Source organism: Phenylobacterium sp. (genome assembly GCF_965284355.1).
In the GTDB taxonomy this organism is placed as follows: Bacteria; Pseudomonadota; Alphaproteobacteria; order Caulobacterales; family Caulobacteraceae; genus Phenylobacterium.
This window is the reverse complement of record NZ_OZ260078.1, coordinates 3,530,055-3,554,220: the sequence shown is the minus strand read 5'-3', so window position 1 is coordinate 3,554,220 and position 24,166 is coordinate 3,530,055. Positions and strand designations below refer to the sequence as shown.

Genomic DNA, 24,166 nt, shown 5'->3' with positions numbered 1-24,166 from the left:
GCGCAGCCGTGAACGCCTCGGAATGGCCGTTTGTCGTCGTTGCGCGCGGCGCGACGGCCTGCGAAAGGAATCGCCCCTGGATCACCGAGACCCGCCATGATGATGCCGCGCAGCGTTCTCGCGCTCAGCCTGCTTTTCGCCGCAGTCGCCGCCCCGCCGGCCGCGCTGGCCCAGCCCAAGCCTGAGGGTCGCGCCCAGATCTTCCAGGAGCTGGCCGACTGCCGGAAGATCGCCGACGGCGCCGCCCGCCTCGCCTGCTACGACAAGACCGCCGCCACCCTCGACCAGGCCGAGGCCAAGGGCGACATCGTGGTCGTCGACCGCGAGCAGGCCCGCAAGGTGCGCCGCCAGGCCTTCGGCTTCTCGATGCCGTCTATCTCGCTCTTCGAGAAGGGCGAGACGCAGGAAGAACTGGAGAACGTCGCCGGCGAGGTCGCGGTGGCCAGCGTCAACGGCGCCGGCAAGTGGACGATCCGCCTGAAGGACGGCGCGATCTGGACCCAGATCGACAACAACGAGCTGCACCGCACGCCCAAGCCGGGCATGCCTGTGAAGATCCGCCAGGCGGCGATGGGCAGCTTCCTGATGTCGATCAACAACGGCGGCGCCTTCCGCGTGCGGCGCGTGGAATAGTGTCGTTTCCGCCCTTGATGGGGAGGGAAATCACCCCGAGTAGAAGGCGTTCCTCGCCGCCATCATCGCGTTGATCCGCTCCTTCTCGCCCGGCTCCAGATACGGGTTCCAGACGTCGAAGATCAGGATCACGCGCAGTTCGTCGGCGTCGTTCCAGGCCTCGTGCTCGATGGTGTCGTCGAAGACCCAGGCCTGGCCCAGCTTCCACGCCCGCGTCTCGTTGCCCACCCGGAACCGCGCCGGGCCGGGCAGCACCAGCGGCAGGTGGCAGAGCAGGCGCACGTTGGTCGAGCCCGTGTGCGGCGGGATCTGCGTGTGGGCCTCCAGCGCCGAGAACATCGCGGTCGGCGCAAAGCCCGGCTGGTTGGCCATCGGCAGTCTGTCCAGCAGCGCCGCGGTGCGAGGGCAGGCCTCGCAGACCGCGTCCTGACGCTCACCGTCCTTCCAGAGGAACAGCGAGCTCCACCGGCGGGAGTGGTTCAGCTCTTCCCACTGGTTCACCGGCGCCTCGGCCGGGATCTGCATGTAGGGCGCGAAATCGTCCATCCGCGAGGCCAGCAGCGCGGAGAGCTCAGCCTGGATCGCCGGCGTCGCGGCCTCCAGTTCGGGCAGCCACGGAAACAGCTCGCGCGGATAGAACGGAATGGCCGGCAGCCGCGGATAGTGCAGCAGCAGCGGCTCGTGCTGGTAGACCTTGCGGACGCCAGCGTAGACGCCGATCGCCTCTTCCAGCCGCCGCTGAGCCAGCTCGCCGCCGGCGCCAGAGATATCCCCCACCTGGGACGCCAGGTGCGCCGCCAACGCCTGGCGGGTCTTGTCGACCACCGCGCGGGCGCGCGCCAGCGGGGTCAGCAGATTGGGCGGCAGCTTGTCGTCGGCCGGCGCCAGCTTCAGCGCGTTCTCATAGATCCGCGCGGCCACCCGCTCGCCCGACAAACGCTCGACCACGGCGCCCTTCGAGAGCAGCGCCAGGAAATTGTAGGGATCGAGGGCCAGCGCCTCATCCAGAGCCGCCAGGGCCGCGGGCAGCGCGCCGCTGGCCCGATAGACCAACGCCTTCTGCATCCGCACATGCGGATCGTGCGGCGCGGCCAGCTCGGCCCGCCTCACGCTGTCGAGCGCGGCCCGGGAGTCCCCGCGCCGCATCGCCGCCACGGCGTCGGCCAGGAACTGCTCCGGCGATGTCTCAAGCCCCCCGGCCGTCATCACCTGTCCTTCGGATCGATGGCGTCTCTTAGCCCATCGCCGATGAAGTTGAAGCACATCAGGGTCAACACCATCACCAGAGACGGAAACACGAGCAGCCAAGGCGCGAGCTCCATGTCCGAGGCCCCGCCGGCGATCAGGGCGCCCAGCGACGCCATCGGCGGCTGCACCCCCAGTCCCAGGAAGCTCAGGAAGCTCTCGGCCAGAATGACCGCCGGTATCGTCAGCGTCACGTAGACAACCACGGGTCCCAGCAGGTTCGGGACGATATGACGCGCGATGATCGCCGCTCGCCCCAGCCCCGCCGCGCGGGCGGCCTCGATGAACTCCTTGTTCTTCAGCGTCAGCGTCTGGCCCCGCACGATCCGGCTCATGGTCAGCCACTCGACCGCGCCGATGGCGACGAAGATCAGCACGATGTTGGACCCGAAGGTCACCGTCAGCAGGATCACGAAGAAGATGAAGGGCAGCGAGTAAAGGACGTCGACGAAGCGCATCATCACCTCGTCCACCTTACCGCCGAGGTAGCCGGCCACGGCGCCCCACGTCACGCCGATCACCAGCGACACCAGCGTGGCCACGACGCCGATGGCGAGGGACACCCGCAGGCCCACCAGCAGCCGCACCAGCAGGTCGCGCCCGAGAGCGTCCGAACCCAGCAGATGGCCCGCCGTCAGCGGCGCCATCCACACGTCCTCCTTGTCCACCTGGTCATAGGCGAACGGCGACAGGAACGGCCCGACCACGGCCGCCAGCACCAGCACGCCCAGGGTGACCATGCTGGCCACGGCCGCCTTGTTGCGCATCAGCCTGCGACCCGCGTCGTCCCAGAGGCTGCGGCCCTTCACGGCGGCGAGGTTCATGCGGTCGGAAGCGTCGGGCGCGAGCAGCGTCATGCCAGCCTCACCCGCGGGTCCAGCATCGCCAACAGCAGATCGGCCACCAGGTTAAGCACCAGGATCAGGGCGGCGTAGACGATCACCATGCCCATCACGACGGTGTAGTCGCGCTGCAGGGCGCTGATGACGAAAAACTTCCCCAGGCCCGGCAGGTTGAAGATCTTCTCCACCACCAGCGAGCCGGTGATCAGGCCGGCGCAGGCCGGGCCCAGATAGCTGACCAGCGGCAGCAGCGCGGCGCGCAGGGCGTGCTTGCGCACGATCAGCCCCTCGGGCAACCCCTTGGCGCGGGCGGTGCGGATGTAGTTGGCGTGCAGCACCTCGATCATGCCCGCCCGGGTCAGCCGCGAGATGATCGCGATCTGCGGCAGCGCCAACACCGTGACCGGCAGCACCATGTTGGCCAGCGCCCCGTCGTTCCACCCCGCCGTCGGCAGCCAGCCCAGCTTGGACGCGATGGCCAGCACCAGCAGCGGCGCGGTCACGAAGGTGGGGATGCAGACGCCCAGGATCGCCACCGCCATGACCACATGGTCCGTCGTCCCGTTCTGTCGGAGCGCCGCCATCACCCCCAGACTGACGCCCACGATCGAGGCGATGACGATGGCCGAGAGGCCCAAGGTCAGCGAGACCTTGTAGTTCTCCTGCAGGATATCGAGCACCGACTTGTCGCGGTACTTCAGCGAAGGCCCCAGGTCGCCCGTCACGACCCCGCCCAGATAGTCGGCGTACTGCTCGGCCAGCGGCTTATCCATGCCGTACTGCGCCAGGACATTGGCCTCGATCTCGGGCAACAGCTTGCGGTCGCTCTCGAAGGGACTGCCCGGCGCGGCGCGCATCATGAAGAACGCGGCGGTGATCACCAGGAACAGCGTGGGGATCGCAACCAGAAGGCGCCGGCCGATGAAGCGGAGCATGGCGCGGGAACAGCCTCCGAAAGCGGGCTCCGGAAGGGCGAACGCCGGACCGGACCTTGCGAAGGTTCCACCCACCCCCGATGATGTCAACGAAGCCCCCTTGTCCCCGCACGAGTATCCCATGAGCGACTTCCGACGCGTCACCGACGAGTTCACCACGGCCCCGCAGATCAGCCTGGCCGACGTGGCCGAGGCCGCCCGCCTGGGCTTCAAGACCGTCATCAACAACCGACCCGATGGCGAAGACGCCGCCCAGCCGTCCAGCGCCGATATGGAAGCCGCCGCAAAGGCCGCCGGCCTCGCCTACCACCATATCCCGGTGCGCGGGGGGCCGACCCCCGACCAGGTGGAACAGACCCGCGCCCTGCTGGCCACGGCCGAGGGTCCGATCCTGGCCTTCTGCCGCTCGGGCACCCGCTCGATCGTCACCTGGTCGCTGGCGCAGGCGACGTCCGGCGCGAAGGCTCCCGCCGAACTGATCGGCCTGGGCCGCGCCGCCGGCTACGACCTCTCGGGAGTCCTGGGCGGATGAGCATCCCCTACGTTCGCGACATCGACATCGAGTACGGCCGCTGCGACCAGGTCTCGCCGCTGATCCGGCGGGTGACGGCCAACAATCCGGGTCCGTTCACCTTCAAGGGCACCGGCACCTACATCGTGGGCAAGGGCGAGGTCGCGGTCATCGATCCCGGCCCGGACGATCCGGTCCATCTGCAGGCGATCCTGCAGGCGGTGGCGGGCGAGACCGTCACCCACATCCTGATCACCCACCACCACTCCGACCACTCGCCGTTGGCGGGCGCGCTCAAGGCGGCGACGGGCGCCACGATCTACGGCTGCGCGGTGGCGGGCCATGACGAGGACGACGACGGTCCCAAGATGGAGGCCGGCCACGACCTGTCGTTCCAGCCCGACGTCAGCCTGTGCGGCGGCGGCCAGGTGATTTCCGGCCCCGGCTGGACCATGGAAGCCATCGCCACCCCCGGCCACACCTCGAACCACATCTGCTTCACCCTGCGCGAGGAAAACGCCTGCTTCTCGGGCGACCACATCATGGGCTGGTCGACCACGGTGATCACCCCACCCGACGGCGACATGACCGACTACCTGGCCAGCCTCGACGACATCCGCGGCCGCCGGTTCGACGTCCTGTGGCCCACCCATGGCCCGCCCATCCGCGACGTCGACGCCTTCATCCAGGCCTACATCGACCACCGCCAGGAGCGCCTGGACCAGATCCTGGGCGCGCTGAAGTCGGGCCCCGCGAAGATCCGCGAACTGGTCCCCCGCCTCTACGCCGACGTCGACTCACGCCTGCACCCGGCGGCGGCGCGGTCGATGCTGGCCGGGATGGAGCACCTGGTCCGCAAGGGCCAGCTTACCGCCGACGGCGACGGCCCGGACGCGACGTACCGGCTGGCAGGGTAGCCTTCCCTTCTCCCCTTGCGGGAGAAGGTGGGCGCCGAAGGCGGCCGGATGAGGGGTCGCGCTGACGTGAAATACGATGCCGCTTGAAGGCCCTGCGAAAGTCGGACGCCTGCGGCGCACACGGCCGAACAGGCCAGCACAACCCCTCATCCGTCACGCTTCGCGCGACACCTTCTCCCGCAAGGGGAGAAGGACGTTAAACCGTGATCTGCGGGCTGGAAGACTGGCCCACCAGCCCCGCCACACTCTCCAACGCCTGCCTCAGAACCGCCTGCTTGGCTGGGCCGCCCAGGGCGATGCGAAGGCCGTTGGGATGCTCCGGCCCCGCCGCGAAAGCGTCGGCGGTGACGAGGGACAGGCCCCGCTCGACGGCCAGGCGGTGGACGCGGGCGGCGTCCCAGGCGGGCGGCAGGTCCAGCCAGACGTGGACGCCCTCGGCGGCGCCCTTCGCCCCCGCCAGCACCTCGGCGGCGAGCGCGCGGCGGGCGCGGGCTTCGCGGCGGACGGCGGCCAGCAGCTTCTCGGCCGCGCCCTCGCGGATCCAGGCGGTGACCACGGCGGTCATCAGCGGCGCCGGCATCTGGCCCACGGCGCGCAGGCTCTCGGCCGTGGGGCCAGCCATCGGCCCTTTCGGCGGGACCAGGTAGGCGATGCGCAGGCCGGGCGACAGGCACTTCGACAGGGTGGCGATGTGGAACGTCCGTTCGGGCGCCAGGCTGGCCAGGGCCGGATGCGGCGCATCGAACAGGCGGGCGTAGGGGTCGTCCTCGACGATCCAGATCCCAGCGGCCCGCGCGGCCTCGGCCAGGGCCCGGCGGCGGTCGGCGTCCATGGTCACGGCGGTGGGGTTATGGGTGGTCGGCGTCAGGTAGACCGCCGCCGGCTTCTCCTGCGCGCACAGCCGCGCCAGCGCCTCTGGGTCCATCCCGCCGGCGTCGGCCGGACAGGCGATCACCCGCAGGCCCAGCTGGCGCGCGAGGGTCAGGACGCCCGGATAGACCAGCGGCTCGGTCACCACCGCTCCCCCCTTGGGCGCGAGCGCCAGCACCGCCGCCAGCGCCGCCTGGGCGCCCGGGGCCACCAGCACCCGCTCGGCCGCCACCTCGCCCAGCACCGGCGCCAGCCACGCCGCGCCGGCGATCCGCTGACCCAGACTGCCGCCGCCCGGATGGTAGGCCATGAGCCGGGCGGCGTCGGTGCGGTCCAGGATGGCCGCCGTGGTCTCCTTCAGCAGACCGGCCAGCGACATCCCCTGCGGCGGAGGCGGCAGCAGCATCGACAGGTCCACCCGCCCCGCCTCGTCGGCCGCCGCGGCTGAGCGCACGAAGGTGCCCCGGCCCACCGCACCCTCGATCAACCCGCGCGCACGGGCCGCCGCGTAAGCCCGCGTCACGGTGGTGAGGTCGACGCCCAGCAGATCGGCCACGGTCCGTTGCGGCGGAAGCTGGTCTCCGGCCTGTAGTTCCCCCTCGCGCACCGCCGCCGCCAGCGCCTCGGCGAGCCGCACGTACAGTGGTCCGCCCCCGGTCGGGAGGCGCGCCAGCCAGCGTGCGGTCGGGTGCTCAGGAATGACGGCCATTGCGAGTCTCGCGTCGAAAGCATACATTACTCATATATTGTATGCACTCAATACGTAGATTGTATGGAGGCAAGTCGATGACCGCCAGCCACCACCCCGCTGAAAGCCCCACCTCGCTCCAGGCCGGCCTCCGCTGCCGCTGTCCGCGCTGCGGCGAGGGCAAGCTGTTCCGCAGCTTCCTCAAGATCGCCGACCGCTGCGACCGCTGTGGCCTGGACTACGGGTTCGCCGACCCCGCCGATGGCCCCGCCTTCTTCGTCATGAGCGGCGTCAGCATCGCGGTGATGGCCGTCTGGGCCTGGTCGGTCGTCGCCTTCCAGCCGCCGATCTGGCTGCAGTTCGCCACCGTCTTCCCGGCGCTGTTCGGCGGCGCCCTGGCGACGCTGCAGCCCGTCAAAGCCTGGCTGGTGGCCGAGCAGTACCTGCACAAGGCCGAGGAGGCCCGCTGGGACTCGATCGGCGGCCACGGCGAAGGCGGCTTCACCTACGATCGACGCGGCGTATCCGACAGGCGCTCGGCCTAAGCCAGCGTCTTCTCCAGCACGTCGAAGTACAGGTCGTCGCGATTGGGCGCGCCGAAGCGGTCGTCGCCATAGGGGAAGGGCTGCGTCTCGCCGGTCAGCACATAGCCGCGCCGCTGGTACCAGGCGATCAGTTCGGGCCGCTGGTGCACCACGGTCATCCGCATGCGCCGCCCGCCGCGGGCGAGGGCATACTCTTCAGCCGCGGCCAGGAGCGCCCGCCCCAGCCCGCCGTCCTGCCGGTCGGGCCGCACGGTCAGCATCGCCAGATACCACGCGCCGTCCGGCCCGGCGTCCAGTCGCACGTGGCCCATGTGGCCCCCGCCCTCATCGCGCCAGATCAGCAGCTGGACGCCCGGCGCGGCCAGATCCTCGCGCAGCAGCGACTCGGTGATCCGCCGCCCGCCGACCAGGGTCTCGACCTTCCACGCCGCCTGGCCCGCCGGCTCGCGGAACGCCCGGTTGGTCAGGGCGATGATGTCGGGATACTCGGCCTCGACGGCCGGTCTGAGCTGAATCACGAACGCCTCCCTGCGCCGTCATCCATCCGCAGGCAGCCCTCAAAAGCAATCGCCGCCGGCCAAGGGCCGGCGGCGAGGCATTGTCGTCTAAGCGAAGGTCGGGATCAGGCCGCGACCGACGCCGTGCGGCGACGGCGCAGGGCCGAGCCGGCCAGGCCGAAGCCGCCGATCATCAGGGCCCAGGTCGCGGGCTCCGGAACGGCGCCGCCGCCGCCCTGGAACGAGAAGATCACGCGCTCCACGTCCTGGCTGCCGTTCAGGCCGGTCAGATTGCCGGCGCGCCAGCCACCGTCGAGATTGCCGCTGCTCGTGTGCCAGCACAGGCGCTGGTTCGAGCCGGAGGTGTTGCTGTCGAACACGCCCGAGGCGTCGCAGCTGGTCCGATTGACCGTGTCGCCGCCGTTCGCGAAGCCCCAGGAGTAGCTCGAGTTATAGTACCACTCGATGCCGTTGGCGTTGTGCGTGTCGTTGCCGAAGCCGGTGTCGAAGAGCACGTCGGCGCGATCGGCCTGGCCCAGCAGCAGCAGCGTGTCGCTGCCGGTCAGGCGGGCCGCCAGCATCAGCCTGCCGCCGCCGCAGCCGCCCAGGGCGCTCGAGAGCGACGTGCCGTACGTGCCGTAGGTCTGCGAGAAGCACTCCGACCAGCCCCCGCTGGTCACGGTCGAGGTGAGGACGTCGTTCTGGACGCCGAACGGCAGATAGTCGGCCGCTTGCGCAGCGCTCGCCGACAGGCCGATCACGGCGGCGGCCGCGAGCATGGTGTGTTTGAAAGTCATGAGAACCCCCTAGGTGCATCGCGACAGACGCCATCCGCGCGCCGCCGCGCAACGGAACTCACCCGTTAGGAGAAACTTAACCTTGACCATTCCCCTCCGCTAAGCGGCGGGGTGGCTTAACGCTCCGCTTGGGAGGGCCGCGTGGACGGATGCGCCGCCAGGCGGCAAAGCTGCGCGCCACGGGGAGATTCGCCTGATGCCGACCAAACGCGATCTGATCCTGGCCGGCGTGCTCGCCGCCGCCGCGGGCGCGGCCCGGGCGCAGGCGCCGGCTCCGGAGAAGATCCGGCTGTGGCCGCGCGGCGTGCCCGGCGGCGAGCGGCCGGCGGGGCTGCGCCAGGAGAGCGTCTTTACCGAGATGCCGGGCGGTCGCAGCGACCGCGGGATCGTGGGCGTCACCGACCCTGTGCTGGAGATCTGGCGGCCGGCGGGCCCGGCCAAGGGCGCCATGCTGATCGTCCCCGGCGGCGGCTACCGCCAGGTGATGATCGACCGGGAGGGGATCGAGCCGGCCCAGCGCCTGGCGGCTGACGGCTTCGTCGCCGGCGTCCTCACCTATCGCCTGCCCGCCGAGGACTGGAAGATGGGGCTTGGCGTCGCACGCCAGGACACCCAGCGCGCCATGCGCCTGATGCGGGCCGCGGTGGGGCCGCGCGTGAAGCTGGGCGCCATGGGCTTTTCCACCGGCGGCGAAATGGTGGGCCGCCTGGGCAATGACTTCTCGCGCCCGACCTATGGCGCGGTCGACACCGCCGACGACGCCTCGGCCCGGCCCGACTACATGGTGCTGGTCTACGCCGCGCTGGGAGTGCAGCCGCGCAATCCAGACGGCACGCGCCCGCCGCCGTCGCCGACCTTCCCGCCAATCCCGCTCGCGGTGAACGCCCAGACCCCGCCCGCGTTCATCGTCCAGGCGATGGACGACGAGCGCCTCAGCTTCGAGAACGCCACCGAGATGGCCGTGGCCCTCAAGGCCCGCGGCGTGCCCGTCGAAACCCTGCTGTTCGAGGAGGGCGGCCACGGCTTCGCGCTCCGGCGGCCGCCCGAGATGCCGGTGTCGCGCTGGCTCGACCTGTTCCTGGCCTGGGGCCGCCGCAAGGGCCTGGTGGGTTAGCCCCGGGGCGCCTCGCGCAGCGCGATCGGCGCGGCTTCGAACAGCGTCGAATAGTGCCCGAGGCCGGGGAACAGCGTGACCGCGGGCGTTTCGCGCAGGCCCGCGGCAAGGCTTGCGGCCAGGGCGGGCGGCGCCCAGCCGTCGTCCTCGCCCTGCCAGATGCGCACCGGCGCGGAAACCCGCTCGAGGTCGGCCGCCCAGGGCCGGACGTAGGCCGCGATGTCCCGGATGTACCCGGCGCGGGCGGGGCCATAGGACCAGGCCAGGAAGCTGGCCAACGCCGCCTGGAAGTCGGGCCGCGCGGCGCGTTCGGCCTCGGCGCCGCGGACGCTGGCGAACAGCCCGCGCAGGACCGCGGTCGGCGCGAGGCCGACGGCCACGCCCTGCGCCCAGGTGACCGCACGGAACAGGCCGGGCGAGCGCATCGCCAGCCGGAAGACGGCGCCGCCCGCCATGCTGTCCAGGAAGTCCCCCGCATCCAGCGGGCCCGCGGGCGAGACGAGATCGATTCCTGCGATCGGCGTCTTCAGCCGGATCGCCACCTGAACGGCGACGAACGCGCCGAGCGAGAAGCCCATCAGGCGCACCGGCGCGCCGGCGGCCAGCCGGTCGACCTCGGCGGCCAGCGCCTCGAAGTAGGCCCCGCCCGCCGCCACCGGCGCGACGGCAGTCCGGTCGATGCCGACCAGCCGGACACCCGCCTCGCGCGCGGCGTCATCGAACCAGGCGCACTCGGCGGGCGCGCCCGGACAGCCATGGAAGTAGACGCAGAGCGGACCCGCCGGGGCCCCGCGGAACTCGGACATCAATGCGGCGCCATCAAGCCCCGACGGGAGTCCGCGCGGTCGGCAGCACGTAGTCCTTCATCCGGTCGCGGATCAGCTTCTTGTCGATCTTGCCCGTGGCGCCCAGCGGGATGTCGTCGACGAAGACCACGTCGTCCGGCGTCCACCACTTGGCGATCTTGCCCTCCAGGAAGGCCAGGAACTCCTCCTTGGTGCCCTCGACCCCGTCGCGCAGCTTGACCAGCAGCACGGGCCGCTCGTCCCACTTCGGATGCGGCGCTCCGATCACGGCGGCGTTCGCGGCCTTCGGGTGGCCCATGGCGATGTTCTCGATCTCGATCGAGCTGATCCACTCGCCGCCCGACTTGATCACGTCCTTGGCGCGGTCGGTGATCTGCATGAAGCCCGTAGCGTCGATCGTGGCCACGTCGCCGGTGTCGAAGAAGCCGGTCTCGTCCAGGATCTCGCCGCCCTCGCCCTTGAAGTACTGGCCCACCACATAGGGCCCCTTCACCTTGAGGCGCCCGAACGTGGTCCCGTCGTGCGGCAGCACATTGCCGGCGTCGTCGGTGATCTTCATCTCCATCGTGAACGGCGTGCGGCCCTGCTTCAGCTTGGCCTGGAGCAGCTGTTCCGGGCTCAGGTCCAGCATGGCGCCCGACGGCTGGGCGATGGTGCCCAGCGGCGACGTCTCGGTCATGCCCCAGGCGTGGGTCACGTCCACGCCGAACTCGTCGCGGAAGCCGCGCACGATCGCTTCGGGAACCGCCGAGCCGCCGATGACCACACGCTTGAGCGTGGTGAGGCTGCCCCTGGTGTCGCGCAGGTGCGCCAGCAGCATCTGCCAGACCGTCGGCACAGCGGCCGAGAAGGTGACGCGTTCGGTCTCCAGCAGCTCGTGGATCGAAGCGCCGTCCAGCTTCTGGCCCGGCATCACCATCTTCGCGCCCGCCGCAGGGCAGCTCAGCGCCAGGCCCCAGGCGTTGGCGTGGAACATCGGGACCACCGGCAGCACGGTGTCCATGCCCGAGATGCCCAGCACGTCGACGCTCATCGTCGCCAGCGTGTGGATGAAGTTCGAGCGGTGCGAGTAGAGCACGCCCTTTGGATTGCCCGTCGTGCCCGAGGTGTAGCAGAGCGCGGCCGGCGAGGTCTCATCGAAGCCGCCCCAGGTCACGTCCGGCGAATGCTGCTCGATGAGGTCCTCGTAGCAGAGGGCGTTCGGCAGGCTGACGCCCTTCATCCCCTCGCGGTCGGTCAGCACCACGAAGTGCTTCACGCTCGTCATCTTGGCGGCGTTCTCGGCCAGGATCGGCAGGAACGTCAGGTCGGTGAAGATGATGCGGTCTTCGGCGTGGTTGACGATGTAGCAGAGCTGCTCGGCGAACAGGCGCGGGTTCAGGGTGTGGCACACCGCGCCGATGCCCATGATGCCGTACCAGACCTCAAGGTGACGGGCGGTGTTCCAGGCCAGGGTGGCGACGCGGTCGCCGTGCTGGACACCCAGGCTCTTCAGCGCGTTCGAGAGGCGCTTCGCGCGCTCGTGCGACTGGGCGTAGGTCGAGCGCACGATCGGCCCTTCCACCGAGCGGCTGACGATCTCGCGGTCCCCGTGCCAGGCCTTGGCGTGGTCGAGGATCTTGTCGACCGTCAACGGCCAGTTCTGCATGAGGCCAAGCATGGCGTATCCGCTCCCGTCTTATCGCTTGTTACTTACCGCGCACGCTTAGCCAGCGGATGCCGGTTCCGCAACGAAAGCCTCAACTTAGCGCCGCCAGCCACGCCCGAGCCGCCGCTTCCTTGGGCGCCGCGGTGCTGACCATCGGCCAGGCCATCGTCTGGGTCTTCAGGCGTGCCGCCTGTTCGTGCAGGACGTCCACCGTCGCATCCGACGCGTCGCCCTGGCGGCCGGCGACACGGGCTTCGAGCACCTCCAGCGGCGCATCCAGCCAGGCGGCGTGGAACGGGACCGCGCATTCCGCCGCCAGCGCCTCGGCCCGCGCCCGCAGCGCCGGGTCGATGAAGGTGGCGTCCAGCACCACCGCCCGGCCCGCCTGCAGCATCGTCCGGGCGTTGTCGAACAGGGCGTCGTAGGTCCGCGCATGGACCTCGGGCGCATAGCCCTCGGGCGGCAGGCGCTCGGTCGGCGCCACATCCAGCAGCCGCTTGCGCACCTCGTCCGTCCGCAGGATCACCGCGCCCGGCGAGGCGCCCAGCGCCGGGGCGATCACGCGCGAGAACCGCGACTTGCCCGACCCCGACAGTCCGCCCACCGCCGCCAGCACCGGCGGCGGCGGCGACAGGTGGGTGATCGCCGCCTCGACATAGGCCCGCGCGGTCGCCGGATCGCCCGAGTGGGCCGACACGTGGGCGCGCACGCCGGCCCGCACCGACAGCATCAGCGGCATCGTCGCCAGGCCGTGCCAGATCTCGGCCGGGAAGCGCCGCGCGGCCTCGTCCATGTAGCCCGACAGCGCCCGCACGGCCGCATCGCGCCGCCCACGGAAGTCCAGGTCCATCAGCAGGAACGCCAGGTCGTACTGCACGTCCAGGTCCGACAGCAGGTCGTTGAACTCGATGCAGTCGAAGAGGACGGGCCGGCCGCCCTCCATCAGGATGTTGCCCAGGTGCAGGTCGCCGTGGCACCGCCGCGAAAAGCCGCTCGCCGCCCGGTGCGCCAGGAGCGGCGATTGTCGCTCCAGCTCTTCCTCGGTCAGCGCGATCATCACCTCGACCCGGTCCTGATCCAGGCCCTCGCAGGTCTCGCGCAGCAACTGCGCGTTCGAGCCCACGGTGAACGCCAGCGCCGTCAGCCCGCCCGCAGGCCGCAGCGGCGCGGTGGCATGGAACCCCGCGATCGTGCGCCCCAGCTGCTCGGCCACGTCGCCGTCCACCGCTTCGGGCCGGGCCGAAAGCACCTGGGTCTCATCGAACCGGCGCATCTCCAGCACGTGCTCGACGGGCGGGCCGGCGCCGTCGATCGCCAGACTGCCGTCCGCCTCACGCGTCACCGCCCGCACGGCGCGATAGATGTCGGGCGCCGCGGCCTTGTTGAACTCCAGCTCGCGATCCAGCGCCCACTTGCGACGCTCGACGGTCGAGAAGTCGGCATAGCCCAGGTCGGCGTGGCGCTTGATCTTCCACGCGGCCTCGGGCGCCAGGAAGACGTGCGCGCAGGCGGTGTCGATTGTCCGTTCGGATCGGCCGGCGAACCACGCGATCAGCTCGGCCTCGAGACCGGCAGGCGCGCTCCAGCTCAAGGAAACAGCCGGCGGGTGGTCCAGCCCGCGCCCCCGCGCCCATCCTCGGCCGTCTCGAACAGCAGGCGTTCGTGCAGGCGGAAGGGCCGGTCGCGCCAGAACTCGATCGACTGCGGCACGACGCGGAAGCCCGACCAGTGCGGCGGACGCGTCACCTTGCCCAGGCCGAAGCGCAGGCCGACCTCGGCGATCTTCTTCTCCAGCGCCAGCCGGTCCGGCAAGGTCCGCGACTGGGCGCTGGCCCAGGCCCCGATCTGCGCCGGACGCGCCCGGGTGGCGAAATAGGCGTCGGCTTCCTCGTCGGTGGTCCGGGTCACGACGCCGCGCACCCGCACCTGCCGGCGCAGCGACTTCCAGTGGAACAGCAGCGCCGCCTTGGGGTTGGCCGCCAGCTCGGAGCCCTTGGCGCTTTCCAGGTTGGTGTAGAACACGAACCCATCCGCGTCGGCCGCCTTGAGCAGCACCATGCGCACGTCCGGCATCCCGTCGGCGTCGACGGTCGACAGCGCCATGGCGTTGGCGTCGTTCATCTCCTTCGCCACCGCCTCGGCGAACCATTCCTGGAACAGGGCGATGGGGTCGGTCTCGCTGAGCAGCGGCGGCGGCTCGGCGGACACCACCTGGCGGACGTAATCGTCCTCGCTGGGCGACGGGGGGATGGGGGTCTGATCGGTCACGCTCGGCATATAGCCCGGCCCGCCGCATTCCGCACCCTCCTCACCCGTAGGGGGAGGGGGACCATGCGCAGCATGGTGGAAGGGGAGAGGCCCACCCGCTGAGCCCTGATCTCGCGCCCCCTCCACCACCCTTCGGGCGGTCCCCCTCCCCCTACGGGTGAGGAGGGCTCGGGTTACGCGCCCTGCCTTCGCGCCTTAACGGAGCGTTGACGGCGTTCACCATAACGTTCCGGCTCATGACTCCGGCCGCCGCCGAAATGAGCCTGAAGTACGCCCGTGAGGTGCTGGGCGTGACCTCCGCCGCCACCCCCGCGGAGGTCCGCCAGGCGTTTCGCGAAGCCGCCAAGCGCGCCCATCCCGACGCCGGCGGCGACGAGGGCGCCTTCCGCCAGGTGGTGGACGCCTTCCATCGCCTGCAGGATCCGCTGGACGACCGCTTCACCGCCACGCCCGCGCGGCCCAAGCCCGACCCCGACCCCGACCTCGAGATCTCGCCGCTGCTGGCGCTCGAGGGCGGCGAGGTCGACCACCGGATGCCCGACGGGAAGCTGATCCGCATCACCCTGCCGCCCGGCCTGCGCTCGGGCGACAAGGTCCGGGCCGGCGGCGCCGAACTCTGCGTCTACATCCGCGCCCAGGACGGCGTGATCGTACGCGGCGACGATCTCTGGATGACCGTCAAGGTCGCCCCGGCCGTGCTGAAGAAGGGCGGCCGCATCAGCCTGGACACGCCTATCGGCCGACGCAGCGTCTGGATCGACCGCAAGGCCGCCGAGCGCGGCCTAGTGCGCGTGGATGGCGAAGGCCTGCCGGCCCGCGGCCGCCGCGCCGCCGGCCACCTTTTCGTCCGCCTGACCGCCACGCAGGGCATGGCCGACAGCGCCGCGCTCGCCCTGCTGCGCAGGTTCGCGGCCGCTTGGGCGGCCTAGCACTTCAACGCACCCACATCTGAACGTTGTAGCCGGGACGAGCCCGACCATGACGATCGGCGAGTTGGCGAGCGGCCTACAGCCGATGCCGCTGGCGCCACTGTTCCCGCGTCATCTCCCAGTACACGGACTTCCGCACCGTCCCGTCGGCGCGGACGGCGTCGCGCTCGCCCATGCGCACGAAGCCCGCCGCGTCGATGCCCTTCTGGACGCGGACGTTGTCCAGCGCCGCGGTCAGGCACATCAGCTCGACGCCCAGGGTCTCGAAGATCCAGCCGAAGCTGTGCGCCATGCCCGCCCCGCCGCGTCCGCTGTTCTGCAGGTCGGCGCGGACCGCCCCGGCAAGCTCTGCCGACAGGTGCTCGGGCCAAACGGTGATCTTCGAGTAGCCGGCGACCTCGCCCGCCTCGTCCAGCGAGACGATGAGCAGCGCCTCGCCGGCCAGCGCCTGAGCCTGGCTCTCGGCCACCCAGCGGGTGACGCTGTCCTCGGTGATCGGCCGGGGAAGGTCGTAGATGGGCCCGGCCACCCTGGGGTCGGACAGCAGCTTCACCAGCCCCGGCACATGCTTCATCTCGGCCCGCTCGCGATGCGGGCCCAGGGTCGCGACATCCACGGTGCGAACCGTCTCGCGCAGCGCTTCGGCCGCCTCGGGCGAGGCGTGGATGACGGTCTTTGGCGGGGCGCTCAAGCGCCCGCGAGACGCCGCAGCGCCTCGCCGTCCAGCCGCCGGACCGTCCAGTCGTCTTTCCGCGTAGCGCCCAGGCTGTCGTAGAATTCGATCGAGGGCGTGTTCCAGTTGAGCACCGCCCACTCCAGCCGGCCGAGGTCGGCGTCGACGCAGCGCTCGGCCAGCCGCCGCAGCAGCGCCTTGCCGGCCCCGAGCCCACGGGCCTCCTCGCGCACGAACAGGTCCTCCAGATAGATTCCGGCCCGCCCGCGGAAGGTGGAGTAGCTGTAGAACCAGAGCGCGAAGCCGACGGGCTTGCCCCCGTGCTCGGCGATGTCGCAGAAGCAGCGCGGGTTCTCGCCGAAGAGGTCGCGGCGCGCGTCCGCCTCGGTCATCTCGACCTCGTGCAGCAGCCGCTCGTACTCCGCCAGCTCGCGGACGAACGACACGATCAGCGGAATGTCCGCCGGCGTCGCCACCCGCACCTTCACCCGCTTTTCCACGTTCACGCTCATGTCACAGTTCTAGGCGCTCGCCGCCGGGGCGGCTACAGCCGCGCGCCCGTCGTCTCTTCCGACACAGCCCAAAGCCGCTCGGCCGCCTCGGGGTCCAGCGCGTGCGGCAGGACGCCTTCGAAGGGGTTGGCCTCGGTCCACGGCAGGGCCTGGTTGCAGTTCTCCAGATAGAGGCCGCCCACGCCCTCCAGTTCGGGCGCCAGCGCGGCCCAGACGCTGGTGGCTGCGCCCTGTTCGGGGGTCTTGAAGCGGTCGTTCACGCGGCCCTGCTCGTCGATCCAGCCGAACGCGCGCATCTCGTCGTCGGTCAGGTGGCGCTGCAGCGGCGTGCGGATGCCGCCCGGCATGACCGCGTTGGCCGTGATCCCCAGGTCGGCGAACCGGTCATGGAAGCCCACGGCGAACAAGGCGTTGGCCGTCTTCGACTGGCCGTAGGACTCCCACTTGTCGTAGGGGCGGTTGCGATAGTGGATGTCCTCGAACACCACTCCGCCGCGGCGGTGGCCGATGGACGACAGCGACACCAGCCGGCTCGCCCGGCCCTCGTCGGCCCCGTTCATCAGCGCCCGAGCCAGCAGCAGACCCAGCAGGAAGTGGCCGAAGTGGTTGGTGCCGACCTGGGTCTCGAGATCCTGCGCGGTGTAGCCCAGCGGACAGGCCATGACGCCGGCGTTGTTGATCAGGATGTTGAGCGGCCGGTCGCCCCACGACGTCGCGAACGACCCCACCGAGGCCAGATCCGACAGGTCGAGCTTGCCGACGGTGGCGACGCCCTTGCCGGCCCGATTAATGTCGTCGGCCACCGCCTGCCCGGCGTCGGTGTTGCGCACGGCCAGCAGCACGTCGGCTCCGGCCACGGCCAGCGCCCGGGCCGTCTCGACCCCGATGCCCGAGGCGGCGCCGGTGACGATGGCGTTGACGCCGGTCAGGTCGTGGCCGGCGGCCACCTCCTTCGCGGTGGAGCGCATGCCGAACTGCGATGTGATGCGGTCGGTCATCTCAGCTCACCTTCGAGAAATCGGGCGCCCGCTTTTCGCGGAAGGCCGCAAACGCTTCGGCCGCCTCGGCCGTCTTCAACTGGGCGCTGAAGTGAACGCCCTCATCCTGCATCCGCGCCAGGTAGCGCTCCGACTCGCGCATCAGCGCCTTGGTGATGGCCACCGCCGAGGGCGGCTTGGACGCCACGGCCTCGGCCGCCTTCCGCGCCGTCGCCCGCAGCTCCGACAGCGGCACCACGGCGTTGGCGATGCCCCAGGCCTCGGCCTTCTTCGCGTCGACCGGCTCGCCCAGCACGAACATCGAGAAGGCCCGCGCATGCCCGATCCGGGCCGGCAGGGTGATCGACGAGGCCGCCTCGGGCACCAGGGCCAGGTTCACGAACGGGGTGGTCAGCAGCGCGTCCTCGGCCAAGAACACCAGGTCGCAGTGCATCAGCATGGTCGTGCCCACGCCCACCGCGCGGCCGTTCACGGCCGCCACCACCGGCGTCTTCGCCCGGCCCAGCGCCTGGATCAGCGCGCTGGCCCCGCGCCGCTCATTGCGCGAGTTGTCGCCCGCGTTCACCGCCGCGAACGTCGCCAGATCGTTGCCCGACGTGAACATGTCGCCGTTGGCCTGGATCAGGATGCAGCGCACTTCCGGGTCGTCCGCGGCGCCGTCGATGGCGTCGCCCAGCGCTTCGTACATCTCGGGGCTCAGGGCGTTCTTCTTGTCGGGGCGGTTGAGCGTGAGCGTCAGCACGCCCTTCGCCGTCTCGATCAGCACATGTTCGGTCATGGGGTGTCGGGCCCTCCCTCGAGCCTTTCAAACAAGCTTTGGCGATACGACGTAAGCTAGTGGCCTATGGGCGCAAGGGGCAGAACCAATTCCGGCCCCCGCGACCGTCCACTTTTCGAACCTGGCAGGCTCACGCCGCCGCGCGGTACCAGTCGACGCCGTTCGGGTCGCGCTCGCGCACCGCCTGGCCGCGGGCGATCAGGCAGTTGAGGTGGGCCAGGCTCTCGCCGGTCGCCAGGCCCAGCAGGTACTCGTCGATCTTGCGCCGGAAAAGCACGCCGAACACGTCCACCACCCGCTTGGGCTCGGCCAGCAGCTTGTGCAGCCGCTCCAGCCCCCGCTCGTGGCCGTTCACGAGGTGGTCCAGCCGCGCATGTAGCCCGTGGAACGGGTCGTTGTGGGCCGGCAGCACCAGCACGTCGTCGGGCACCTGGGTCTTGATCCGCTTCAGCGAGGTCAGCCAGTCGGTCAGCGGGTCGCCGTCGGGCTCGGTGGGGAACACCGAGACGTTCGACGAGATCTTCGGCAGCACCTGGTCGCCCGAGATCAGCAGCTTCAGGTCCGGGCAGTAGAGGCAGGCATGCTCCGGGCTGTGGCCCGAGCCCACCACCACGCGCCAGACGTGCGCGCCGATCTTCACCTCGTCGCCGTCGTTCAGCCGGTGGAAGCTGTCGGGCAGCGCATAAAGCCCGCGACCGAAGCCGCCGAACTTGGCGCGGTAGTTCTCCAGCGCCTCCTCGTCCCAGCCCGCGCCGCGGAAAAAGGCGATCGCGTCCTGCGGGGCCTCACGCCCCGTGTCGGCCGCCAGCGAGCGGCAGGTGATGTATTCCAGCCGCGTGATCCACAGGCGCGCGTCGAACTTGCGGGTGAGGTAGCCGGACATGCCGATGTGGTCGGGGTGCATGTGTGTTACGAACACCCGGGTCACCCGCTTGCCGCCGAGCGGTCCCTTCAGCGCCGCGCGCCACGCGTTGCGCGTCTCCATGCCGCCGATGCCGGTGTCCACGATCGCATAGCCGTCGCCGTCCTCGATCGCCCACACGTTGATCCATTGCAGCGCCCCGCCCAACGGCATCCGCAGCCACTTCACACCGGGCGCGATGTCGACGGCCTCGCCCGCCTTGGGCGCATGATCGAAGGGGTAGGTCAGCTTCGGCCTGTGGCTTTCCCAGGTTCCCTGCTCGATTCCGTCCCGCACGCCCGCACTCCCACCCAGGTTTCCGCTCCGTCATTATCCGGCGGCTACCCTAGGGAGGGCAACGCCTAGGTGATCGCAGGCGCGAAGCGGTCGACCCACTGGCGAAAGACGCCCGCGTCGCTCAGCCCCGCCTGCTGCGCGGCCACCTTGCCGCCGACGAGGCACAGCAGCGCCGGGATGCCCTGGATGCGGTAGCGCTGCTGCAGCGCCGGGTTCGCATCGACGTCCACCTTGATGAACCGCGCCCGCGGCTCCAGTTCCGCCGCCGCGCGGGCGAAGATCGGCGCCATGGCCCGGCAGGGCCCGCACCACTCGGCCCAGAAGTCCACGATCAGCGGCAGGTCGCTGCCGGCCAGGTGCTTGTCGAACCGCGCCTGGTCCAGCGCCAGCGGCGCGCCGGTAAACAACGCCTTCTGGCAGCGCCCGCACTTCGCCGCTTCGCTCAGCCTTGCGGCCGGCAGGCGGTTCCGGGCGTCGCAGTGCGGACACACCACATGCAGCAGATCGGTCATCGAATGCCTCCCAGGCCCACTAACGCCCGGACGCAGGATCGGTTTGAATGACGCCGCGTCGCGGGGCTAGCTTTGCACACAACGAAAACACCAAAGGGGGATCATCGTCATGGCCGAGATCAAGGAACGTCCCGATTCTGCGCTCGCCGCCGCGCTGGATCCCATCGTCGATGCGGCGCTCAGCGAAGGTCGCGTGGCGGGCGCGGTGCTGCTCGTGGCCAAGGACGGCGAGCTGGCCTACGCCCGCGCCGCCGGCCATGCCGATCTCGAGACCGGCCGGCCGATGCAGCGCGACGCGATCTTCCGCGCCTCCTCGCTAACCAAGCCGCTGGTCACCGCCGCCGTGCTGGCGCTGGTCGAGGCCGGCGTCGTGGGCCTGGACGACCCCGTCATCCGCTACCTGCCCGAGTTCCAGCCCCGCTGGCAGGGTGAGCCGCTGACCATCACCCTTCGCCACCTGATCACCCACACCGCCGGCCTGTCGTACGGCTTCATGCAGCCCGTCGACGGCCCCTACCTGCAGCTGGGCGTGTCCGACGGCATGGACCAGCCGGGCCTGGGCTTCCCGGAGGAGTTGAAGCGCATCACCGAGGCCGGCCTGTTCTTCCCGCCCGGCGTCGCGTGGCTCTACTCCGTCGGCATGGACGTCCTGGGCGCCGCCGTCGAGCAGGCCACCGGCAAGTCGCTGCCCGAGGTGGTCCGCGAACGCGTCACCGACAAACTGGGCCTCGCCGACACCGGCTTCAGCGTCTCGGACAAGGCGCGGCTGGCCCGCCCCTACGCCGACGGCCCGCCGCCACAGCCGATGGGCGCGACCCACACCGTCCCCTTCGCCGAACTCTCGGGCATCAAGTTCGCGCCGGACCGCATCTTCACGCCGGGCTCATTCCCGTCCGGCGGCGCGGGGATGGTCTGCTCGGCGCCCGACTTCCTCACCTTCCTGGAAGCCATCCGCACCGGCGGCGGCGGCGTGGTCGGGCCCGAGACCGCCAGCGCGATGATGACCAACCAGACCGGCAGCCACGCCATCGTCACCAGCGGCCCCGGCTGGGGCTTCGGCTTCGGCGGCGCGGTGATGCTGGACCCGGCCGCGTCGGGCTCGCCGCTCCCGGCCGGCGCCTGGATGTGGGGCGGCGTCTACGGCCACAGCTGGTTCGTCGATCCCGCCGGCGGGAAGAGCGTGGTCCTGATGACCAACACCTCCACCGAAGGCATGAGCGGCCGGCTCTCCCAGGAGGTCTTCGCGGCCGCTGCGGCGGGCTAGCTTTAACGCCTGCCTTGCCCGACGGCGCGGCGCGGTGGAATAGTCCGCGCCTTCGTCGGGGGAGTTATCGATGTTCAGGTTTGTATCGGCGCTGACCGCGCTGTCGCTCGTGGCCACGCCTGTGCTGGCCCAGAAGGCCCCCAAGGACACCGGCGAGGCCCAGTTCCGCGCGCTCTACAAAGAGCTGGTCGAGACCAACACCACCTTCTCGGCCGGTGACTGCACCCTGGCGGCCCAGCGCATGGCCGACCGGCTGAAGGCCGCGGGCTTCGCCGACAGCCAGCTGACCGTCTTCACGCCCGAGGGCCGGCCTAAGGACGGCGGCCTCGTGGCCGTGCTGCCCGGCAAGGACCCCAAGGCCAAGGCCGTCCTGCTGCTGGCCCACATCGACGTGGTCGAGGCCAAGCGCGAGGACTGGGAGCGCGACCCGTTCAAACTGGTCGAGGAGAACGGCTACTTCTACGCCCGCGGCGCCAGCGACGACAAAGCCCAGGCCTCGATCTGGACCGACCTGATCATCCGCTTCAAGCGCGAGGGCTACACGCCGCGCCGCACCATCAAGGTGGCGCTCACTTGCGGCGAGGAAGGCGGCGGCCACGTGAACGGCGCCCGCTGGCTGGCCCAGAACAAGCGCGATCTGATCGACGCCGCGTTCGCCCTGAACGAGGGCGCGGGCGGCAATCTCGACGCCCAGGGCAAGCGTATCGCCCACACCATCCAGGCCGGCGAGAAGAGCTCGTTCAGCTTCAAGATCGAAGCCACCAACCCCGGCGGACACTCCTCGCGCCCCGTGCCGGACAACGCGATCTACGAGCTCGCCAAGGCGATCGGCCGCATCCAGGCCTATGAGTTCCCGGTCCAGATGAACGACACCACCAGGGCCTTCTTCACCCGCATGGCGCCGATCGTGGGCGGCGAGCAGGGCGCGGCCATGACCGCGATCGTGGCCAACCCGAACGACAAGGCCGCCCGCGCCGTCCTCAGCCGCGACGCCAACAACAACGCCATCCTCGGCACCACCTGCATCCCGACCATGATCCAGGGCGGCCACGCCCAGAACGCCCTGCCCCAGCGCGCGACGGTCACCGTCAACTGCCGCATCTTCCCGGGAGAGGGCCCCGCCCAGGTACGCGACACCCTGACCAGGGTCGTCGGCGACGCGAAGGTCACCGTCGGCTCTAACGTGGACGTCGACCGCGTCGACCCCAAGGCCGCCCCGCCGCTGACGCCCGCCGTGGTGGGCCCCATCGAGAAGGTGTCGCAGGCGATGTGGCCCGGCGTGCCGGTCGTGCCGGTGCTGCAGGCCGGCGGCACCGACGCCCCGGCGCTGATCGCGGTGGGCATCCCCACTTACGGCGTCTCGGGCCTCTTCTACGACCCTGACCTGGGCCGCCTGCACGGCCTGAACGAGCGCATTGGCGTTTCGTCGCTGATGGAGGCCCGCGAGTTCAGCTATCGCCTGGTCAAGATCTACGCCGAGCAGAAGGACTAGGTGGCCGCCACCCGCATCTGGATCGCCGCCAGCCACGACGCCGTCCACCGGAACGGCGGGTGGGCGTTCGTGCGGGCCGACGCCGAGCCGGTCGGCCGCGCCGGCGGCGACCGCCGCACCACGCGCGCCCGCATGGCGCTGGCCGGGTTTCTGTCCGTGTTGAAGGATGTCCCGGCGGGCGCGCCGCTGGCGGTCGTCGCGGCCCGGCCCGACGCGCTGGTCCTGCACGCCTTGCTGAAGCCCCCGGCCGACCCGCCGACCGACGACCTGGACCTGCGCGCGGCGCTGACCAAGGCGCTCGACGGCCGCGCCTGGACGCTCGCCGTCGGGGATCCCGCCGCGCCGACGCCGACCGCCTTCGTCAGCGCCTGGGCCGACACCGCGTCCGAGAAGGCCAAGATGGGCGGCGCCTTCGAACACCCGATCCCAAAACCCAACCTGGCCAAGGCAAAAGGCCTCTAGGACCACGCGCCGCCGGGAGTGAGTCCGGCCGGACCCGGGCCGACTGAAGGCTACGACGGCCCACAGGAATGGAATGTTAGCTGTTTTGCGCGAAGCTGCTCGCCCGCAGAGGACTTCCCATGGGCAAGCTGATCGGAACGCGCCGCGCCTCCAGCGACCACTTCGAGCCTGACGACGACGTCGATCCCAAGGCGCAGCGCCAGCTGCGCGGTCATCTCGAGCAGATCGACTACGCCGCTTACGCCGCCAACAAGAAGCTGCTCTCGGGCGCCGTCGGCGCCATCGAGGGCGAGCAAGTGCAGAAGCTCGCGACCGCCGCGGCGCTGGCCCGCACGCGATGGGTGGTGGCGGCGTTGTCCATCAGCGAATCCGGCGCCGCGCCCACCCGCGAGCAGGTCTCGGCCCTCACCCACCTGCGAACCACCTACGACGAGCTCGCCACCGCCTACGATGGCCTGCGCCGCATGGTCGAGCGCGGCTACATCGGCTACGCCCCGCTCGCCGAATAGGCCTCGCGCCGGCTACTTGATCTCGCTCATCCAGACGCGCAGCGCGCGCAGGAACGGCAGCGCCTCGCGAAATTCCTTCTGCGTGAAGCCCTCGCGCAGCTTCTCCACCTTGGGCCGGATGGCGGCCATCGAGCGGTTGTAGGCCTCGCGGCCCTTGTCGGTCATTCGCACGCGCTTCTTGCGCCGGTCGGCCGCACACGGCTCCACCGAGACCAGCTGTGCGCCCTCCAGCCGCTGCAGGGTGTTGGTGATCGCCCCCGGCGTCATGCGCAGCGCGTCCGCGATCGCCGCGGGGGTGAGATCGTCGCCCCGCCGCGCGATCAGGTTCAGCACTTCGTACTGGGGATAGCTCAGACCCACCGGCAGCGCTCGCGAGATCGCCGTGCGCACCCCGTGCTCGATCAGGCTGATCTCGTCGAAGACCTGGACTTCCGGATGTTCCTCGATGACGACGGCCATAGGCCCAGCTCCTCCGACTCAGGCAGGAGAAGCCTAATCTTTCAACTTTGAACGTTCAAAGTTG

Annotated in this window: 27 protein-coding genes; 10 read left to right on the top strand and 17 right to left on the bottom strand. The window is 70.5% G+C overall.

Features of this window, described 5'->3' with window-relative positions; all coding sequences use genetic code 11:
• The first annotated feature begins 96 nt into the window (after positions 1 to 96).
• Positions 97 to 633 carry a hypothetical protein gene (locus ACQ66R_RS17550; RefSeq protein WP_430423979.1) on the top strand — a complete coding sequence of 179 codons (537 nt, stop codon included), beginning with the start codon at positions 97 to 99 and terminating at the stop codon, positions 631 to 633.
• A 30-nt stretch (positions 634 to 663) separates the two neighbouring features.
• Here the strand turns inward: ACQ66R_RS17550 and ACQ66R_RS17545 are convergent, their stop codons facing one another.
• The 3 genes from ACQ66R_RS17545 to oppB are packed head-to-tail and all read right to left on the bottom strand — an operon-like array spanning position 664 to position 3,655.
• Entirely contained in the window at positions 664 to 1,839 is a 1,176-nt protein-coding gene (locus ACQ66R_RS17545; RefSeq protein ID WP_430423978.1) for an aspartyl/asparaginyl beta-hydroxylase domain-containing protein, read from the bottom strand.
• Positions 1,839 to 2,735 (bottom strand): ABC transporter permease subunit, encoded by an 897-nt coding sequence (locus tag ACQ66R_RS17540; RefSeq protein ID WP_430423977.1) that lies wholly within the window; start codon positions 2,733 to 2,735, stop codon positions 1,839 to 1,841. Before ACQ66R_RS17540 ends, ACQ66R_RS17545 begins: the two co-directional genes overlap by 1 nt.
• The gene (oppB, locus tag ACQ66R_RS17535; protein WP_430423976.1) at positions 2,732 to 3,655 is read right to left on the bottom strand and encodes an oligopeptide ABC transporter permease OppB; all 924 of its coding nucleotides are present in this window, start codon (positions 3,653 to 3,655) and stop codon (positions 2,732 to 2,734) included. The genes ACQ66R_RS17540 and oppB overlap by 4 nt, the downstream gene beginning before the upstream one ends.
• Before the next feature lie 121 nt (positions 3,656 to 3,776).
• On the opposite strand from oppB, the gene ACQ66R_RS17530 reads away from it, so the two are divergent.
• Together ACQ66R_RS17530 and ACQ66R_RS17525 are read left to right on the top strand one after the other, a co-directional pair.
• The gene (locus ACQ66R_RS17530) at positions 3,777 to 4,187 is read left to right on the top strand and encodes a TIGR01244 family sulfur transferase (protein WP_430423975.1); all 411 of its coding nucleotides are present in this window, start codon (positions 3,777 to 3,779) and stop codon (positions 4,185 to 4,187) included.
• Positions 4,184 to 5,083, top strand: coding sequence for an MBL fold metallo-hydrolase (locus ACQ66R_RS17525; protein ID WP_430423974.1), 900 nt, complete (start codon positions 4,184 to 4,186; stop codon positions 5,081 to 5,083). The genes ACQ66R_RS17530 and ACQ66R_RS17525 overlap by 4 nt, the downstream gene beginning before the upstream one ends.
• 196 nt (positions 5,084 to 5,279) lie before the next feature.
• Here ACQ66R_RS17525 and ACQ66R_RS17520 read toward each other — a convergent pair whose 3' ends face one another.
• On the bottom strand, positions 5,280 to 6,662 hold the full coding sequence (locus tag ACQ66R_RS17520; protein WP_430423973.1) for a PLP-dependent aminotransferase family protein: 1,383 nt from the start codon (positions 6,660 to 6,662) through the stop codon (positions 5,280 to 5,282).
• A gap of 77 nt (positions 6,663 to 6,739) precedes the next feature.
• Here ACQ66R_RS17520 and ACQ66R_RS17515 point away from each other — a divergent pair, with 77 nt between their 5' ends.
• Positions 6,740 to 7,186: a DUF983 domain-containing protein gene (locus ACQ66R_RS17515; protein WP_430423972.1), complete on the top strand. Its 447-nt coding sequence runs from the start codon at positions 6,740 to 6,742 to the stop codon at positions 7,184 to 7,186.
• Here the strand turns inward: ACQ66R_RS17515 and ACQ66R_RS17510 are convergent.
• A complete protein-coding gene (locus tag ACQ66R_RS17510) occupies positions 7,183 to 7,704 on the bottom strand; it encodes a GNAT family N-acetyltransferase (RefSeq protein ID WP_430423971.1) in 522 nt (173 codons plus the stop codon). The genes ACQ66R_RS17515 and ACQ66R_RS17510 overlap by 4 nt on opposite strands.
• Positions 7,705 to 7,808: 104 nt before the next feature.
• Entirely contained in the window at positions 7,809 to 8,480 is a 672-nt protein-coding gene (locus tag ACQ66R_RS17505) for a PEPxxWA-CTERM sorting domain-containing protein (protein WP_430423970.1), read from the bottom strand.
• A gap of 196 nt (positions 8,481 to 8,676) precedes the next feature.
• On the opposite strand from ACQ66R_RS17505, the gene ACQ66R_RS17500 reads away from it, so the two are divergent.
• Positions 8,677 to 9,594 (top strand): alpha/beta hydrolase, encoded by a 918-nt coding sequence (locus ACQ66R_RS17500; protein ID WP_430423969.1) that lies wholly within the window; start codon positions 8,677 to 8,679, stop codon positions 9,592 to 9,594.
• Here the strand turns inward: ACQ66R_RS17500 and ACQ66R_RS17495 are convergent.
• The 4 genes from ACQ66R_RS17495 to pdxH form a co-directional block, all read right to left on the bottom strand.
• Complete coding sequence (locus ACQ66R_RS17495) at positions 9,591 to 10,400, bottom strand: hypothetical protein (protein WP_430423968.1); 810 nt, start codon at positions 10,398 to 10,400, stop codon at positions 9,591 to 9,593. The genes ACQ66R_RS17500 and ACQ66R_RS17495 overlap by 4 nt on opposite strands.
• A gap of 13 nt (positions 10,401 to 10,413) precedes the next feature.
• Positions 10,414 to 12,060 (bottom strand): long-chain-fatty-acid--CoA ligase, encoded by a 1,647-nt coding sequence (locus ACQ66R_RS17490; protein WP_430423967.1) that lies wholly within the window; start codon positions 12,058 to 12,060, stop codon positions 10,414 to 10,416.
• 79 nt (positions 12,061 to 12,139) lie between these two features.
• Positions 12,140 to 13,639, bottom strand: a complete 1,500-nt coding sequence (locus ACQ66R_RS17485) for an AAA family ATPase (RefSeq protein ID WP_430423966.1) — start codon at positions 13,637 to 13,639, stop codon at positions 12,140 to 12,142.
• Positions 13,636 to 14,325 (bottom strand): pyridoxamine 5'-phosphate oxidase, encoded by a 690-nt coding sequence (gene pdxH / locus ACQ66R_RS17480; RefSeq protein ID WP_430423965.1) that lies wholly within the window; start codon positions 14,323 to 14,325, stop codon positions 13,636 to 13,638. The genes ACQ66R_RS17485 and pdxH overlap by 4 nt, the downstream gene beginning before the upstream one ends.
• Positions 14,326 to 14,552: 227 nt before the next feature.
• Between pdxH and ACQ66R_RS17475 the strand changes: the two genes are divergently transcribed.
• Entirely contained in the window at positions 14,553 to 15,245 is a 693-nt protein-coding gene (locus ACQ66R_RS17475; RefSeq protein ID WP_430423964.1) for a DnaJ domain-containing protein, read from the top strand.
• 76 nt (positions 15,246 to 15,321) lie between these two features.
• On the opposite strand, the gene ACQ66R_RS17470 is transcribed toward ACQ66R_RS17475, so the two are convergent.
• From ACQ66R_RS17470 to trxC, 6 genes are all read right to left on the bottom strand, one after another.
• Complete coding sequence (locus ACQ66R_RS17470) at positions 15,322 to 15,936, bottom strand: GNAT family N-acetyltransferase (protein WP_430423963.1); 615 nt, start codon at positions 15,934 to 15,936, stop codon at positions 15,322 to 15,324.
• On the bottom strand, positions 15,933 to 16,430 hold the full coding sequence (locus ACQ66R_RS17465; protein ID WP_430423962.1) for an N-acetyltransferase family protein: 498 nt from the start codon (positions 16,428 to 16,430) through the stop codon (positions 15,933 to 15,935). The genes ACQ66R_RS17470 and ACQ66R_RS17465 overlap by 4 nt, the downstream gene beginning before the upstream one ends.
• A gap of 32 nt (positions 16,431 to 16,462) precedes the next feature.
• Positions 16,463 to 17,428 (bottom strand): oxidoreductase, encoded by a 966-nt coding sequence (locus ACQ66R_RS17460; RefSeq protein WP_430423961.1) that lies wholly within the window; start codon positions 17,426 to 17,428, stop codon positions 16,463 to 16,465.
• A 1-nt stretch (position 17,429) separates the two neighbouring features.
• Positions 17,430 to 18,206 (bottom strand): enoyl-CoA hydratase-related protein, encoded by a 777-nt coding sequence (locus ACQ66R_RS17455; RefSeq protein WP_430423960.1) that lies wholly within the window; start codon positions 18,204 to 18,206, stop codon positions 17,430 to 17,432.
• 130 nt (positions 18,207 to 18,336) lie between these two features.
• On the bottom strand, positions 18,337 to 19,404 hold the full coding sequence (locus tag ACQ66R_RS17450; RefSeq protein ID WP_430423959.1) for an MBL fold metallo-hydrolase: 1,068 nt from the start codon (positions 19,402 to 19,404) through the stop codon (positions 18,337 to 18,339).
• A gap of 65 nt (positions 19,405 to 19,469) precedes the next feature.
• On the bottom strand, positions 19,470 to 19,916 hold the full coding sequence (trxC, locus tag ACQ66R_RS17445) for a thioredoxin TrxC (RefSeq protein WP_430423958.1): 447 nt from the start codon (positions 19,914 to 19,916) through the stop codon (positions 19,470 to 19,472).
• A 109-nt stretch (positions 19,917 to 20,025) separates the two neighbouring features.
• Between trxC and ACQ66R_RS17440 the strand changes: the two genes are divergently transcribed.
• The 4 genes from ACQ66R_RS17440 to ACQ66R_RS17425 all read left to right on the top strand — a co-directional run bounded on the left by ACQ66R_RS17440 (position 20,026) and on the right by ACQ66R_RS17425 (position 23,643).
• A complete protein-coding gene (locus ACQ66R_RS17440) occupies positions 20,026 to 21,180 on the top strand; it encodes a serine hydrolase domain-containing protein (RefSeq protein ID WP_430423957.1) in 1,155 nt (384 codons plus the stop codon).
• Positions 21,181 to 21,250: 70 nt separating this feature from the next.
• On the top strand, positions 21,251 to 22,672 hold the full coding sequence (locus ACQ66R_RS17435) for a M20/M25/M40 family metallo-hydrolase (protein ID WP_430423956.1): 1,422 nt from the start codon (positions 21,251 to 21,253) through the stop codon (positions 22,670 to 22,672).
• Complete coding sequence (locus ACQ66R_RS17430; RefSeq protein ID WP_430423955.1) at positions 22,673 to 23,134, top strand: hypothetical protein; 462 nt, start codon at positions 22,673 to 22,675, stop codon at positions 23,132 to 23,134.
• Between the two features lie 119 nt (positions 23,135 to 23,253).
• Positions 23,254 to 23,643: a hypothetical protein gene (locus ACQ66R_RS17425; RefSeq protein WP_430423954.1), complete on the top strand. Its 390-nt coding sequence runs from the start codon at positions 23,254 to 23,256 to the stop codon at positions 23,641 to 23,643.
• 12 nt (positions 23,644 to 23,655) lie between these two features.
• Here the strand turns inward: ACQ66R_RS17425 and ACQ66R_RS17420 are convergent, their stop codons facing one another.
• Complete coding sequence (locus tag ACQ66R_RS17420; protein ID WP_430423953.1) at positions 23,656 to 24,102, bottom strand: MarR family winged helix-turn-helix transcriptional regulator; 447 nt, start codon at positions 24,100 to 24,102, stop codon at positions 23,656 to 23,658.
• Between the last annotated feature and the right edge of the window lie 64 nt (positions 24,103 to 24,166).

Coding starts and splice junctions, on each gene's coding strand:
- ACQ66R_RS17550 (WP_430423979.1), top strand. CDS start 97: ATGATGATGCCGCGCAGCGTTCTCGCGCTCAGCCTGCTTTTCGCCGCA.
- ACQ66R_RS17545 (WP_430423978.1), bottom strand. CDS start 1,839: ATGACGGCCGGGGGGCTTGAGACATCGCCGGAGCAGTTCCTGGCCGAC.
- ACQ66R_RS17540 (WP_430423977.1), bottom strand. CDS start 2,735: ATGACGCTGCTCGCGCCCGACGCTTCCGACCGCATGAACCTCGCCGCC.
- oppB (WP_430423976.1), bottom strand. CDS start 3,655: ATGCTCCGCTTCATCGGCCGGCGCCTTCTGGTTGCGATCCCCACGCTG.
- ACQ66R_RS17530 (WP_430423975.1), top strand. CDS start 3,777: ATGAGCGACTTCCGACGCGTCACCGACGAGTTCACCACGGCCCCGCAG.
- ACQ66R_RS17525 (WP_430423974.1), top strand. CDS start 4,184: ATGAGCATCCCCTACGTTCGCGACATCGACATCGAGTACGGCCGCTGC.
- ACQ66R_RS17520 (WP_430423973.1), bottom strand. CDS start 6,662: ATGGCCGTCATTCCTGAGCACCCGACCGCACGCTGGCTGGCGCGCCTC.
- ACQ66R_RS17515 (WP_430423972.1), top strand. CDS start 6,740: ATGACCGCCAGCCACCACCCCGCTGAAAGCCCCACCTCGCTCCAGGCC.
- ACQ66R_RS17505 (WP_430423970.1), bottom strand. CDS start 8,480: ATGACTTTCAAACACACCATGCTCGCGGCCGCCGCCGTGATCGGCCTG.
- ACQ66R_RS17500 (WP_430423969.1), top strand. CDS start 8,677: ATGCCGACCAAACGCGATCTGATCCTGGCCGGCGTGCTCGCCGCCGCC.
- ACQ66R_RS17495 (WP_430423968.1), bottom strand. CDS start 10,400: ATGTCCGAGTTCCGCGGGGCCCCGGCGGGTCCGCTCTGCGTCTACTTC.
- ACQ66R_RS17490 (WP_430423967.1), bottom strand. CDS start 12,060: ATGCTTGGCCTCATGCAGAACTGGCCGTTGACGGTCGACAAGATCCTC.
- pdxH (WP_430423965.1), bottom strand. CDS start 14,325: ATGCCGAGCGTGACCGATCAGACCCCCATCCCCCCGTCGCCCAGCGAG.
- ACQ66R_RS17475 (WP_430423964.1), top strand. CDS start 14,553: ATGACTCCGGCCGCCGCCGAAATGAGCCTGAAGTACGCCCGTGAGGTG.
- ACQ66R_RS17465 (WP_430423962.1), bottom strand. CDS start 16,430: ATGAGCGTGAACGTGGAAAAGCGGGTGAAGGTGCGGGTGGCGACGCCG.
- ACQ66R_RS17460 (WP_430423961.1), bottom strand. CDS start 17,428: ATGACCGACCGCATCACATCGCAGTTCGGCATGCGCTCCACCGCGAAG.
- ACQ66R_RS17455 (WP_430423960.1), bottom strand. CDS start 18,206: ATGACCGAACATGTGCTGATCGAGACGGCGAAGGGCGTGCTGACGCTC.
- trxC (WP_430423958.1), bottom strand. CDS start 19,916: ATGACCGATCTGCTGCATGTGGTGTGTCCGCACTGCGACGCCCGGAAC.
- ACQ66R_RS17440 (WP_430423957.1), top strand. CDS start 20,026: ATGGCCGAGATCAAGGAACGTCCCGATTCTGCGCTCGCCGCCGCGCTG.
- ACQ66R_RS17435 (WP_430423956.1), top strand. CDS start 21,251: ATGTTCAGGTTTGTATCGGCGCTGACCGCGCTGTCGCTCGTGGCCACG.
- ACQ66R_RS17425 (WP_430423954.1), top strand. CDS start 23,254: ATGGGCAAGCTGATCGGAACGCGCCGCGCCTCCAGCGACCACTTCGAG.
- ACQ66R_RS17420 (WP_430423953.1), bottom strand. CDS start 24,102: ATGGCCGTCGTCATCGAGGAACATCCGGAAGTCCAGGTCTTCGACGAG.